We start from the raw sequence: 13,906 nt of genomic DNA, 5'->3' as shown, positions 1-13,906 counted from the left end.
AGGAGTAGCGTTAGAAATGATTCATGTAACGCAGCATGTAGAGTGCATAGCGTTGATACAAAGAGTGAAATCGTGAAAATATTGCATTTTAAGCAGTTTTACAAGCATTATGTATTTGTAGAAGACGGAGAGGGAGGACGAAAAAAAGTCTTAAAAAATTATATTGATGTGAATGTTTGCATTGATATGGTGTGTGGAGATACAAAGAATGCTTTAGAAAGTGAGGACTACTAAATGATGAGATGGATAATAAAAATAATCTTGTTTCCAATTAGCTTGGTGTTAAGTATCCTCACAGCATTTCTGACATTTCTACTTGGTATTGGAACAGCCCTACTATATTTGCTGATGATGTTTTGCATATTTGGAGCAATTGCCTCTTTTCTGCAAAAAGAAGTTACCATCGGAATAGAAGCATTGATATTAGGATTCCTGTTAAGTCCATACGGAATACCGATGGTTGGAGCAGCAGTTATAGCTTTTTTACAAGGTATCAATGAAGCAATAAAATCAATCTAAAAAATTTCATAAAAATGGTTACCAAAGGCGATAGAGAAAAAACTATCGTCTTTTTCTTTGCAAATGTTTAAGGAGGGAGGTGATCCTGCATGGACTTTGACTATTTCTATAACAGAGAAGCGGAAAGATTTAACTTTCTAAAAGTGCCTGAAATATTGGTAGACGGAGAAGAATTTAAGGGACTGTCTGCTGAAGCCATTATCCTATACTCCATGCTTTTGAAACGCACAGGAATGTCCTTTAAGAATAACTGGGTGGACAAGGAAGGCAGAGTATTTATCTATTTTACTGTTGAAGAAATTATGAGAAGAAGAAATATCTCAAAGCCTACTGCCATAAAAATATTGGACGAGTTAGACAGCAAAAAAGGAATAGGACTGATTGAAAGAGTAAGGCTTGGACTTGGTAAGCCGAATGTCATTTATGTTAAAGATTTTATGAGCATAATAGCGGTAAAAGAAAATGACTTTCAGAAGTCAAAAAACTTAACTTCAGAAGTAAAAGATTTTAACCTCAGAAGTAAAGAAAATGAACTTCAGGAAGTTCAAAATGTTGACTCTAACTATATAGAGAATAATAAGAGTAAGTATAGTAAGAGAGAATATAGTTTTGGGGAAAACGGACTTGGAACATTTCAAAATGTTTTTTTAAAGAATGAGGATATAGGCGAATTACAAATAAAAATGGCAGGAGAGCTTGATAACTACATTGAGAGATTATCAACCTATCTTCAAAGTACCGGAAAGACATATAAAGACCATAAAGCAACAATTCTTTCTTGGTTTTATAAAGATCAGGGAAGTAAGAAAAAAACCAATATTCCTACATGGGAGGAATATAACAAAGGAGTACATTTATGATTAAAGAATTAGAAAAAGTGATGATAGAAGATGTGGAATACAGCTTTGATCCTGAAAAAGAATACATCAAAGACGGACATGCTTACTGTAAAGTGTGCCATGAAAGAAAAGATGGAAAAGCATTAGAATTTTTCGGAAAGCAGATGATATTTAAGACAGCTTGTAAATGCGATAGAGATAGAGAAGCAAAAGAAAAAGAAAGACAAAAGCAGCTTGAAATCGAGAGATTAAAAAGTATCTGTTTCACATCCATGATTCAGTGGGCATATACCTTTGAAAACTATCAGGGAAAAGAAAATCAAAGCCTTATCATCGCAAAGAATTTTGTAAAAGACTATGAGCTGATGAGAAAAGAAAATATCGGACTCCTGTTTTATGGCTCTGTTGGAAGCGGAAAGACCTATCTTGCCTGCTCTATTGCCAATGCTCTGATTGAACAGCATCAGATAAGCGTAAAGATTAGAAACTTTGCTCAGATAATTAATGAACTGCAAAAAGGAGGATTTGACCTTGATAAAAACGCATATATCGAATCCCTTGTAAACACTTCCGTTCTCATCTTAGATGATTTAGGAATTGAAAGAGATACAAGCTATGCAAAAGAGCAGGTATATAACATTGTGAATAACAGGTACTTAAAGCATAAGCCAACAATCTTTACCACAAATCTTTCATACAGCCAAATTGGAAACTGTACAGAGAGCGTGGAATACCAAAGAATTTACTCAAGGATTATCGAGATGTGTATTCCTGTGATGGTACTTGGAGAAGATTACAGGAAAGTTATTCAGGAAGAAAAATTAAAGAGGAATAAAGAAAGACTGCTGACAGGAGGTGAGAGAACTTGATCAATGAAGAAATCGCAAGAAAAACGCTGAACATGGAAGTGAAAGCTGCCAAAGTAACGGGGAAGCTGCTTCTTAACTTATTAAAGAAACTGATGAAAGAGGCTGAAAAACTTGGAGGACTGGAAAAGCTCGTTAGTAGCAAAGGAAATGAAGTAAAGTTAAAAGATATGGTAAAAAAGGGACAGCTTGAAGAAATTCCGGTAGAAGAAACAGAGCTGAAAGAACTGAAAAAGGAACTGAATAGGTATGGGGTAAAGTTTTCTGTGATGAAAGATAAAGAAAGCGGGAAATACTCCGTATTCTTTCAGGCAAAAGACATGAAAGTAATGGATAAAGCCTTTAAATACGCTCTTGCAGAATCAGAAAAGAAAACGGAAAGAAAAGAGTCCATTCATAAAAATATTGAGAAGTTCAAGGAGATGGCAAAGAACGCTGTTTCTAAAGATAAAGTCAAGAATAAACAAAAGGAGCAGAGCCTATGATAGATAAAATACTAAAAGACATCAAAGGCTTATTTAAGGTGCAGGATAAGGCAAAGTTTCTAAAGCAGAATATTCCCTATCTTGCATTTTTCTATGTTGGCAATATCTTTTCTCACCATGTACGAGCATATACGGGTGGCGATATTATTGACAAAATTTTTCAAGGAATATTAGAACTTAATACCATGAGTTTTATTCCAAGCGTTCATCCAATAGATGTTTTAATGGGCGTGGGTGTGGCAGCTTTAATTAAATTTATCGTCTATACCAAAGGCAAAAATGCAAAAAAGTTCAGACAGGGGAAAGAGTATGGATCGGCAAGATGGGGAACGAGAAAAGATATAGAGCCGTATGTGGATGAAAAGTTCCAAAACAATATTTTGCTTACTCAAACCGAGCGATTAACCATGAATGGGAGACCTGCTAATCCAAAGTATGCTCGTAACAAAAATGTACTTGTTATTGGCGGTTCAGGCTCCGGAAAAACAAGATTTTATGTAAAGCCAAATCTAATGCAAATGCACTCATCATATTGTGTTACAGATCCGAAAGGAACGATAGTCATTGAGTGTGGCAAGATGCTTGAAGATAATGGCTATGAGATAAAAATTTTAAATACCATCAACTTCAAAAAGAGCATGAAGTACAATCCATTCGCCTATCTCAGAAGTGAAAAAGATATACTCAAATTAGTGCAGACAATCATTGCAAATACAAAGGGAGAGGGTGAAAAATCAGGTGAAGATTTTTGGGTCAAAGCCGAAAAACTCTACTATACAGCTCTTATTGGATATATCTTCTATGAAGCTCCAAGAGAAGAAAAGAACTTTGCGACACTGCTTGATATGATTGATGCTTCAGAAGTCAGAGAAGATGATGAAACCTATATGAATCCGATAGACAGACTCTTTGAAGCATTAGAAAAGAAAGAGCCTACACACTTTGCAGTCAAGCAATATAAAAAGTATAAACTTGCTGCTGGAGTAATAGAATTAAGGAGAACACTTAATCACTATTTTAGTGAAATATGTACTTCTTAATTCTTTTTTTATTGAAAAATTAAGAGAAAGGGGGTAAAAATGAGGAATTTTGAAAAGATAACAGCACTCTATGAGAGATTAAGTCGTGATGATGAACTGCAAGGAGAAAGTAACTCTATCATCAATCAGAAAAAAATATTGGAAGAATACGCAAGCAAAAATAACCTGTCAAACATTATTCACTTTACAGATGACGGAATCAGCGGAACACAGTTTGACAGACCGGGATTTATGGCAATGATGAACGGAGTCAATCAAGGAAATATTGGTTGTATCATTGTAAAAGATATGAGCAGACTTGGCAGAGATTATCTCAAAGTCGGTCAATGTATGGAGATACTAAGACAAAAGGGCGTAAGACTAATCGCTATCAATGATAATGTAGATAGTTTTTACAGAGAAGATGATTTTACTCCCTTTAGAAATATCATGAATGAATGGTATGCAAGAGATACATCAAGAAAAATACAATCGACTTTCAGGTCAAAAGGCGAAAGTGGGAAACATACTGCAAGCACACCGCCTTATGGCTATATCAAAGATGAAAAAGATAAAAACAAATGGATAGTAGATGAAAAAGCAGCAGAGATAGTAAGGCGAATATTTAACCTGACCATGCAAGGCAATGGTCCGTATCGAATAGCAAAGATATTGGAGAGTGAAAAAGTAGATATACCCGCCTATCATCAACAGAAATTAGGCTATGGACTATATCAAAGCAAAAACTTTGAACATCCCTATCGTTGGTGCAGCTCAACAATAGCAAGCATTTTAAAGAAACAGGAATACTTGGGGCATACAGTCAATTTCAAAACAAGAAAGCACTTCAAGGACAAGAAAAGCAAATATGTATCCGAGGATAACTGGCTTATTTTTGAAAATACACACGAGCCAATCATAGACCAAGAAACCTTTGATAATGTGCAAAGGATAAGAGGAAATGTAAAAAGGTATCCTGACGGTTGGGGAGAATATCACCCACTCACAGGACTAATGCATTGTGCAGATTGTGGGAGCAAGATGTATGTTCATAGAACAAGCAATTATAAGAATATTCCCTATTACACTTGCAGTGCCTATACCAAAACACCTTGTGGCACACTTTGTCCATCAGCACACAGAATAAAAGCAGAAGCGGTCTTAAACCTTATTAGGGAAACACTAAAAGATATTAAAAAATACCTTAATGAAGATAATGAAGCCTTTATCCGTTCCATTCAAAATGAAATGGAAGAAAAGGAAAAAATAGAGATAGAAAAGAAACGCACAAGGCTTATTGACAGCAAAGGAAGATTACAGGAATTAGAAAGACTGATGTGTCGTATCTATGAAGATATGATCCTTAACAAAATACCAAATAGCAGATATGAAATACTAAATAACCAATATGAAACGGAGCAGATAACTTTAAGTAAAGAAATTAAGGATTTGGAGCAGCAGGTATCAAGATATGAAAAAGAAACAGACAGAGCTAAAAAATTTATATCTCTTATCAGTCGTTATGAAAACTTTGATGAACTTACAACCACAATGATAAATGAGTTTGTAGAAAAGATTGTCGTACATGAAAGAGATAGAAAAGGAAGTCAGACATCAAAGCAAAAGATAGAAATTTACTTTAATTTCATAGGCAATTATGAACTGCCACAGGCGGAGTTAAGTGATGAAGAAAAACAAAAACTTGAGGAAGAAGAAAGAAAAATAAAGAAAAGAAAAGACAAGCTACATCAAAATTACCTGAAACGAAAAGCAAGCGGAAAACAGAAAGAGTATGAAGATAAATATAAGGCAAGGAGAGAACAGAAGAAACAGGAGAAAATAAAGGTTTTGAAAAGAGTGGGGATACCGGTGAGTGAGTATATAAAAACAAATATTTAAACCTATCTTGACAAATATTGAATTTTGATTTATTATTAAATATATATTCAGTATTGGAATAGAAAGAGGTGTGCTATGGCACAAGTATTAAAAGAAGAAGTTAGAAATAGAATACTCGAAGCAGCAGAAAAAGTATTTTATAAAAAGGATTATAGAGGTGCCAAATTAACAGAAATTGCAAAAGAAGCAGATATTCCTGTGGCACTCATTTATACCTATTTCAAAAATAAGGAAGTTTTGTTTGATGCAGTAGTAAGTTCTGTTTATATAAACTTCGAGTCAGCTTTTAATGAGGAAGAATCTTTGGAAAAAGGTTCTGCTTCTGAAAGGTTTGATGAGGTTGGAGAAAATTATATTCATGAACTTTTAAAAGATCGTAAGAAGTTAATTATTTTAATGGATAAAAGCTCAGGTACAAAGCATACAGAAGCAAAACAAAAACTCATATCACAAATGCAGGTTCATATTGAAGTAAGTTTAAAAAGACAATCGAAACAGGAATATGATCCAATGCTTGCCCATATTTTAGCCAGTAACTTTACAGAGGGACTTCTTGAAATAGCAAGGCATTATCAAAGTGAAAAGTGGGCAAAAGATATGCTAAAACTTATTGCAAGGTGTTATTACAAGGGAGTGGAATCCCTATAATCAGCACAAAAAAATAGACTTTGCGTAATCAGCAAAGTCTTACTTTAAACCTTAATACTGAATTAAAATTCAATATTATTCAATTTTGAAAGGAGAGTTGTTCATGCCGGAAAAAGAATTAAGAAAAAAAGTGATTGGGAAAAACGGTTTATCCAATTCACTTCTTGCTTTAAAAATAGTATTTGATTTGATACCACAAATCTTACTCGTATATTTGATTAGTTCTTTAATTACAAACAATATTAACGAAGGTAATTTAAAGTATATATTTTTGGGAATCTTTATATCGTTTGTATTAAAAGGAGTGTTTTATTATTTTGCAACAAAGGTTGCCCATGAGAAAGCATACGAAAAATTAACAGAACTTAGGTTAGATATTATCGGTCATCTGAAAAAACTAAGTTTGGGATTCTTTAAAGAACATAATACAGGAGAGCTTACCAACATTGTCCAACATGATGTAGAACAAGTGGAAGTATATCTTGCTCATGGTCTCCCTGAAATAATGTCAGTTACACTTCTGCCTACCATTATTTTTGTAGCTATGATTTTTGTGGATTGGCGTCTTGCTCTTGGGATGATTGCCGGAGTTCCACTCATGTATTTGGTAAAAGTTCTTTCACAGAAAACAATGGATAAAAACTTTGCGATTTACTTCAATCATGAAAACAGAATGAGAGAAGAGCTAATGGAATATGTAAAAAATATTTCTGTGATTAAGGCTTTTGCTAAAGAAGAGGAAATTAGTGAAAGAACATTAAAAACGGCAAGAGAATATATTTACTGGGTTAAAAAGAGCATGGGGATGGTTACAATTCCAATGGGACTCATTGACATATTTATGGAAATTGGAGTGGTTATTGTCATGATTTTGGGAAGCATATTTCTTTATCATGGAAATATTACAACGCCTAATTTTATCCTTGCCATTATTTTATCGTCTGCTTTTACTGCTTCTATAAGTAAGACAGCTACATTGCAACATTTTTCTATTGTGTTTAAGGAAGCGTTAAAGGCGATAGGGAAAGTATTAACAGTTCCACTTCCAAACAAAAAGACAGAACAAGGTTTAGAATTTGGAAACATAGAATTTAAAGATGTGAATTTTGCATACGGAAAAGATAGCTTTGAGCTTAAAAATATCAATTTGAATTTTAAGAAAAATAGTTTGAACGCCTTTGTAGGAGCAAGCGGTTGTGGAAAGAGTACGGTATCTAATTTGCTTATGGGATTTTGGGATGCAGATGAAGGACAAATACTGATAAATGGAAAAGATATAAAAGAATATAGTCAAGAAAATATCTCAATGCTGATTGGTAGTGTGCAACAAGAAGTTATCCTTTTTGACTTAAGTATTTTTGAAAATATAGCAATTGGAAAACTAAATGCAACAAAAGAAGAAGTCATAGAAGCTGCTAAAAAAGCAAGATGCCATAATTTTATTTCAGCATTGCCAAATGGATATGAAACACGAGTAGGTGAAATGGGAGTTAAGTTATCCGGTGGAGAAAAACAAAGAATCTCTATAGCAAGAATGATACTGAAAAATGCACCGATTTTAATATTAGATGAAGCAATGGCGGCTGTTGATAGTGAAAATGAAAGACTTATCGGCGAAGCAATTGACGATTTAAGCAAGGATAAAACCATCATTACAATTGCTCATCATCTAAATACGATTAGAGATTCAGACCAAATTATTGTTATGGATAAGGGTGTTGTTCTTGATGCAGGAAGCCATGAAGAGCTGATGAAAAGATGTGATTTTTATAAGGATATGGTTGAAGCACAGAACAAGGTAGATAGATGGAATTTGAAAGAGGTGGTAACAGAAAATGTTTAGAGAAATGTTAAAACTACTTACAAAAACTGGCAAGAGAGATTTGATTATATCGAGTGTATTCTTTGCCCTTTATGGACTAAGCTCCATAGCTATGATTGTGATCGTATTTTCTATACTGTTCCAAATATTCGATGGAACGAGCTTAGCAAGTCTATATAAATATTTTATTGCGATTGGATTACTTGTAGTGTTCAAAGGTATTTGTAATATGGTTGCAGATATGAAAAAGCATAGTGCAGGTTTTGATATTGTTCAGCAAATCAGAGAACGCATGATTATCAAATTAAAAAAATTCAGCTTAGGATTTTATACCAACGAAAGACTGGGCGAGATCAATACAATTTTACACAAAGATGTTGATAATATGTCCCTTGTTGTAGGACACATGTGGTCAAGAATGTTTGGTGATTTTTTGATAGGTGCAGTCGTATTTGTTGGTCTTGCAAGTATTGATTTCAAACTTGCTATTATTATGGCTGTATCTGTTCCGATTGCACTTATCTTTCTATATCTGACAATTAAGCAATCTGAAAAAATAGAAAATCAGAACAACTCAGCACTTCTTGATATGGTTAGCTTATTTGTTGAATATGTTAGAGGAATACCTGTACTAAAGAGTTTTTCAAACAATAAGAGCTTAGATAATGAGCTTATGAACAAAACGAAAAAGTTCGGAGAAACAAGTAAAGCAGCTTCAAGATTCAAGGCAAAACAGTTATCTATATTTGGTTTTTTACTGGATATTGGATATTTAGTTCTTTTAATTGCAGGAGCAATACTTGTTATAAAGGGAAATCTCGATGTGCTTAATTTTATTATCTTTGCGGTAATTTCAAAAGAGTTTTATAAGCCGTTCGCTTCTATGGAACAACACTATATGTACTATGTTTCGGCGGTAGATAGTTACGAAAGACTTTCAAGAATTTTATATGCAGATGTAATCCCGGATAAAGTGAATGGAATTGTTCCGAAAGATAATGATATAGCTTTTGAAAACATAGATTTTTCCTATGAAAAAGATGAATTTAAAATGGAAAAATTGAGTTTTTCTATTGCTGAAAAAACAATGACAGCCTTAGTTGGAGAATCAGGTAGTGGAAAGACTACTATAACAAACTTACTTCTAAGATTTTATGATGTGCATAAAGGGAAAATTACACTCGGAGGAACTGATATAAGGGATATTCCTTATGATGAGCTTTTGGATCGTATCAGTATTGTCATGCAAAATGTTCAACTATTCGATAACACGATTGAAGAAAATATTAGAGTAGGTAAAAAAGGAGCTACAAAAGAGGAAATCATTAAAGCTGCAAAGAAGGCAAGGATACATGATTTCATTATGAGCTTACCAAAAGGTTATGAAACTGATATTGGCGAAAATGGAGGAATTTTATCAGGTGGACAAAGACAAAGAATATCTATTGCAAGAGCTTTTCTAAAAGATGCACCGATTTTAATTCTTGATGAAATGACAAGTAATGTTGATCCTGTAAACGAATCTTTGATACAGGATGCTATTACAGAACTTGCAAAGAATAGAACTGTACTTGTAGTGGCTCATCATTTAAAAACAATTCAAAAAGCTGACCAAATTCTCGTATTTCAAAAAGGAAATTTACTTGAAAAAGGAAAGCATGGCGAACTTCTTGCAAAAAATGGTTACTACACAAAATTATGGAAAGCTCAGTATGAGGTATAACCATGATTTTGCTAAAAAATGTTTATTATGAATGGGAAGATGGACGAACTGCTTTAAAAAATGTCAATCTTGAAATTAGAAAAGGTGAATTTGTTTTAATTTCAGGGAAAAGTGGAAGTGGTAAAAGTACTCTTGGAAGTGTGATGAATGGTCTTATTCCACATTATTACAAAGGCAAAATGAAAGGGGAAGCCTTTGCGTCCGGAAAAGATATAAGCAAATTATCGCTTCATGAAATAGGGCATATTGTAGGGACTGTATTTCAAGATCCAAGAAGTCAATTTTTTACGACAACGACAGATGAAGAAATAGCTTTTGGGCTTCAAACCATTTGCAAATCAAGAGATGAAATAAAACAGAGAGTAGAAGAAGTATATGCAGAACTGGATATTGAGGAACTGAAAGGAAAATCTGTTTTTGAATTATCAAGCGGACAGAAACAAAAGATAGCTATTGCAAGTATCTATGCGATGAATCCGAAAGTTTTAATTTTAGATGAACCTTCAGCAAATTTGGATATGAAAGCAACATTTGACCTATTTTTAATTTTGGAAAAATTAAAGAAAAAAGGAACAACAGTTGTTCTAATTGAACATCGTTTGTACTATGTAAAATCTTTATTTGACCGTTTTCTTTTGGTGAAAGATGGAGAAATTGCACTGGACTTGAGTCGGGAAGAAGTTATTCATCTTGAAGGGGAGTTTTGGGATGAGAATGGACTAAGAACTCTTGAATTAGAAGAATATAGGATAAGTGAGAAGAAAGACTCATATCAATTAAATGATGAAAGTATAAACGGAAAAGGCTTGAGATTTTGCTATCCGAATGTAGCTAAGGATGGAAAGAAGCAAAAACAGTACATTTTAAATCATCTTGATTTTAATATGGAGTGCGGAATAGCCATTGGTCTTATCGGCTTAAATGGTACCGGAAAAACTACCTTTGCAAGAGTGATTTCAGGACTTGAGAAGATAAAAGAGGGGAAGATATGGACGGGGAAAGATAATTCGCTTAATCATAAAGATTTAATGGATATGTCATATTTTGTCTTTCAAGATTCAGACTATCAGTTGTTTTCGGAAAGTGTACTTGATGAAATGCTGCTTGGTATTTCAAGTAAAGATAAAAAAGAAAATACTCAAAAGGCAAAGTCTATTTTGAATGTACTTGGCTTAGATAAATACATTGATAAGCATCCGTTTGCTTTATCAAGAGGAGAAAAACAAAGACTCACAATAGCTTGTGGAATGATGAAACAGGCAAAAGTTTTTATCTATGATGAACCAACATCAGGTTGTGATAAAGACTCAATGCTTTCAGTGGCAAAATTAATTGAAGAACAATTAAAAAATGGAACAACAGTTTTGGTGATAAGTCATGATTTTGAGTTTTTAGCGAACACAGTGAGTAAGCTCTGGGTAATGGGAGATGGAAAAATAGAAAGTGTTTTGAATATGAGTGAAAGTAATAAAATTCTCATATTGGACAAGATGAGAGGAGGTAGATAACTTGATGGATAGAAAAACAGTCGATCCGAGAATAAAACTTACTCTACTTCCAATTGTTGGATTTACGAGCTTTTTTATAAGCGATACAATTCTACTTTTCGGACTGATTCTCTTTGCCTTTTTTCTGTATGTATACAGCAGTATGTGGAAAAGAGCATTACGCTTTATTTTGTTTTTTGTGATTTTATACTGCATAGAGTTATGGCTTGGAAAGTTTTGTGAAGCAAGTATCGTATTTGCAATATATATGTTTATTTACTTTGCATCAAGGATGACCTTAATTGCTATGTTTGGTGGATATATAACAAAGACTACAAGTGTAAGTGAAATGCTTGAAGCATTAAATAGAATGAAAGTACCAAGAAGCATTGGTATACCTTTTAGTGTTTTGCTTAGGTTTGTACCAACTATAAAAATAGAACTCAAGGCATTAAAAGAGAATATGAAGATTCGAGGAATCGTAACAAGTAGATTTTTCCCCTTGCTACATCCAATTAAATATATTGAATATACGCTTGTTCCGCTTTTAATGAGAATGATTAAGATTTCAGATGAACTGTCAGCTTCAGCACTCATTAGAGGACTTGATAGTGATGAGAACAGGGTTACATTAACAAAATTGAGGTTTAGAACAACGGATTTGTTGATTGGACTATTAGGAGCTTTGATGATTGCTCTTGTGATAGTAATACAGAAAATTTATTAGGAGGACTTTTATGAAAAACAAATTAAATGGTCGTGATTTTATTACAATCGGAATCTTTAATGCAATTGGAATTGTCATATACATGGCGGTTGCATTTGCTATGGCAACAACAGTGATTGGAGGATTTATTGCTTCAGGAGTTAGCTTTATGGTAGCTGCTACCGTTTATATCCTTATGGCTTTGAAAGTTAAAAAGAAGGGCGTATTTACAATATCAGGAACGCTTCTTGGTTTAATTGCATTGTCAGGAGGACATTTGCCTCATGCAGTCTTTGCTGTAATCGGTGGAATTATATGTGATTTGATTATAGGAAATTATGAGAGCAAGGGACGAATGATTATTGGATATGGGATATTTGCATTAGCGGATTTTTTAGGGACAGTAATTCCTGTGATTTTATTCGGAACAGCTTCTTTTGTGGAAAGAGCATCAAAATGGAAAATGAGTGAAGCACAAATAAATGAAGCATTATCTTATTTCAAAGTTTCATGGGCAGTAGGCTTTGCCTTGATAACATTTGTTCTTGCTTGCATAGGAGCATTCGTTGCAACAAAGATACTCAAAAAGCATTTTGAAAAAGCAGGAGTGATTTAATAATAAATTTACTTAGGAGGGAAAATAATGGAGGGATAATTATGTCAAAACTTATAGTTTCGGTTTTCACAGAACGATATAATTATCCTTTTTTATTCTTGGAATTGCTTACACATAGCAATAATACTTTACCAGAAACGACCAAATAGAAAATTATATAAAACATTAGTTTTTAAGCCGAGAGGACTTTTTACGCCAAAGTGTAGAAGTCCTCCTTTTTTATTCTCAAAACCAAAACAGAGAACTTAAAAAGGAGGATGACTAAGTGGCAAAGAAAGAATATTACCTTTATGTAAAAGGCAAAGCCGTACCTGTAAGTGAAGAAGTCTACAAAGCCTATTGGAAGATAACAGAGCATGAAAAGTATCTCCAAAGAAAAGATTGGAAGCATAATGTAATACCATTTTCGGCACTGGATCATGATGGACACTTTGTAGATAACATCATAGATGAAAAGATAGACTTAGAAAAAATTGTAGAAGTAAAAATGCGAATTGAAGAACTTCATAAAGCATTAAATACTCTTACAAAAGAAGAACGAGAACTAATGGAAGCCATCTTCTACAAAGAAGAAAGTCTAAGGTCAATCAGCAGAAGAGAGAAAGTTACACATCAAGCAATCAGTGGGAGGAGGGATAGGATTTTAGAAAAACTGAGAAAGATTTTAGAAGATAAAATCTAAAAACTTGGAAAGGTTAAGTGTCAAAAAAGGTGCTTAACCTTTCTTTATGGAAACAAGCAGATACCAAAACGGAGGAATTAAAAATGAAGAAAGAAAAAACATTACAGGAAGTACAGGAACAAATTTCTGAACTTCAGGAAGAAAGAGAAAAGTGCGATGTAAAGCTGAAACAATTACAAAATCAAGGCAAAAAATTAGAAAAACTGGCAAATGAAAAGGAACGAAAAAGAAGAAATCACAGGCTCATACAAAGGGGATTGATAGTAGAAAGGGTCATTAAAAATCCTCTAATATTTACCAATGAGGAGATAGAAAAACTGTTAAATATCTCTACTCACACAGAAGAATACAGACAAGCCTATGAAGAAATGATAAATGGGAAAGATATGGAAGATGAAACAGACATAGAGTAGATAAAATAAAAGACCTTAGTTTTTTCAGAAGCTCCCTGCAAGGGCAAAAAGCTCCGCAGGACGCAAAGCACCCTTTAGGGTGTATAATTGCGCCCTTAGTAAACTAAGGGATTTTAGCAAGTCTTTGAAAATCCAAAACCTAATAAAAACATACGGATAAAGCAGATAGGAAAAGATACAAA

The 13,906-nt window shown here is 33.6% G+C and carries 14 protein-coding genes and 1 pseudogene; all 15 read left to right on the top strand.

What is annotated here, in order from left to right; translation table 11 throughout:
• Nucleotides 1-72: 72 nt before the first annotated feature.
• On the top strand, nt 73-234 hold the full coding sequence (locus tag LK443_RS02430; protein ID WP_001843395.1) for a hypothetical protein: 162 nt from the start codon (nt 73-75) through the stop codon (nt 232-234).
• 3 nt (nt 235-237) lie between these two features.
• The gene (locus LK443_RS02425; protein ID WP_026074037.1) at nt 238-519 is read left to right on the top strand and encodes a CD1845 family protein; all 282 of its coding nucleotides are present in this window, start codon (nt 238-240) and stop codon (nt 517-519) included.
• A gap of 89 nt (nt 520-608) precedes the next feature.
• Nucleotides 609-1,379, top strand: a complete 771-nt coding sequence (locus LK443_RS02420; RefSeq protein ID WP_019117898.1) for a replication initiator protein A — start codon at nt 609-611, stop codon at nt 1,377-1,379.
• Complete coding sequence (locus LK443_RS02415) at nt 1,376-2,227, top strand: ATP-binding protein (RefSeq protein WP_227931970.1); 852 nt, start codon at nt 1,376-1,378, stop codon at nt 2,225-2,227. Before LK443_RS02420 ends, LK443_RS02415 begins: the two co-directional genes overlap by 4 nt.
• Nucleotides 2,224-2,709, top strand: coding sequence for a PcfB family protein (locus tag LK443_RS02410; protein WP_227931969.1), 486 nt, complete (start codon nt 2,224-2,226; stop codon nt 2,707-2,709). Before LK443_RS02415 ends, LK443_RS02410 begins: the two co-directional genes overlap by 4 nt.
• Nucleotides 2,706-3,692 (top strand): annotated as a pseudogene (locus tag LK443_RS02405) (type IV secretory system conjugative DNA transfer family protein); the annotation flags it as partial. The gene LK443_RS02410 and the pseudogene LK443_RS02405, both read left to right, overlap by 4 nt.
• Before the next feature lie 96 nt (nt 3,693-3,788).
• Nucleotides 3,789-5,627: a recombinase family protein gene (locus tag LK443_RS02400; RefSeq protein WP_001243446.1), complete on the top strand. Its 1,839-nt coding sequence runs from the start codon at nt 3,789-3,791 to the stop codon at nt 5,625-5,627.
• Between the two features lie 75 nt (nt 5,628-5,702).
• Nucleotides 5,703-6,275 (top strand): TetR/AcrR family transcriptional regulator, encoded by a 573-nt coding sequence (locus LK443_RS02395; protein WP_000079886.1) that lies wholly within the window; start codon nt 5,703-5,705, stop codon nt 6,273-6,275.
• Nucleotides 6,276-6,378: 103 nt separating this feature from the next.
• Entirely contained in the window at nt 6,379-8,118 is a 1,740-nt protein-coding gene (locus LK443_RS02390) for an ABC transporter ATP-binding protein (RefSeq protein WP_001114254.1), read from the top strand.
• Nucleotides 8,111-9,820: an ABC transporter ATP-binding protein gene (locus LK443_RS02385; protein ID WP_000488165.1), complete on the top strand. Its 1,710-nt coding sequence runs from the start codon at nt 8,111-8,113 to the stop codon at nt 9,818-9,820. The genes LK443_RS02390 and LK443_RS02385 overlap by 8 nt, the downstream gene beginning before the upstream one ends.
• A 2-nt stretch (nt 9,821-9,822) precedes the next feature.
• Nucleotides 9,823-11,328: an ABC transporter ATP-binding protein gene (locus LK443_RS02380; RefSeq protein WP_000601969.1), complete on the top strand. Its 1,506-nt coding sequence runs from the start codon at nt 9,823-9,825 to the stop codon at nt 11,326-11,328.
• A gap of 1 nt (nt 11,329) precedes the next feature.
• A complete protein-coding gene (locus LK443_RS02375; RefSeq protein ID WP_025194627.1) occupies nt 11,330-12,034 on the top strand; it encodes an energy-coupling factor transporter transmembrane component T in 705 nt (234 codons plus the stop codon).
• Nucleotides 12,035-12,044: 10 nt separating this feature from the next.
• Complete coding sequence (locus tag LK443_RS02370) at nt 12,045-12,629, top strand: MptD family putative ECF transporter S component (protein WP_000791747.1); 585 nt, start codon at nt 12,045-12,047, stop codon at nt 12,627-12,629.
• A gap of 265 nt (nt 12,630-12,894) precedes the next feature.
• The gene (locus LK443_RS02365) at nt 12,895-13,311 is read left to right on the top strand and encodes a sigma factor-like helix-turn-helix DNA-binding protein (RefSeq protein ID WP_001074477.1); all 417 of its coding nucleotides are present in this window, start codon (nt 12,895-12,897) and stop codon (nt 13,309-13,311) included.
• Nucleotides 13,312-13,394: 83 nt separating this feature from the next.
• Nucleotides 13,395-13,724 carry a DUF3847 domain-containing protein gene (locus LK443_RS02360; protein WP_009346081.1) on the top strand — a complete coding sequence of 110 codons (330 nt, stop codon included), beginning with the start codon at nt 13,395-13,397 and terminating at the stop codon, nt 13,722-13,724.
• Nucleotides 13,725-13,906 lie beyond the last annotated feature (182 nt).

Source organism: Granulicatella elegans (assembly GCF_020735385.1).
In the GTDB taxonomy this organism is placed as follows: Bacteria; Bacillota; Bacilli; order Lactobacillales; family Aerococcaceae; genus Granulicatella; species Granulicatella elegans_B.
Note: the sequence above shows the minus strand (reverse complement) of the source record. Positions and strands in the feature narration are given on the sequence as shown.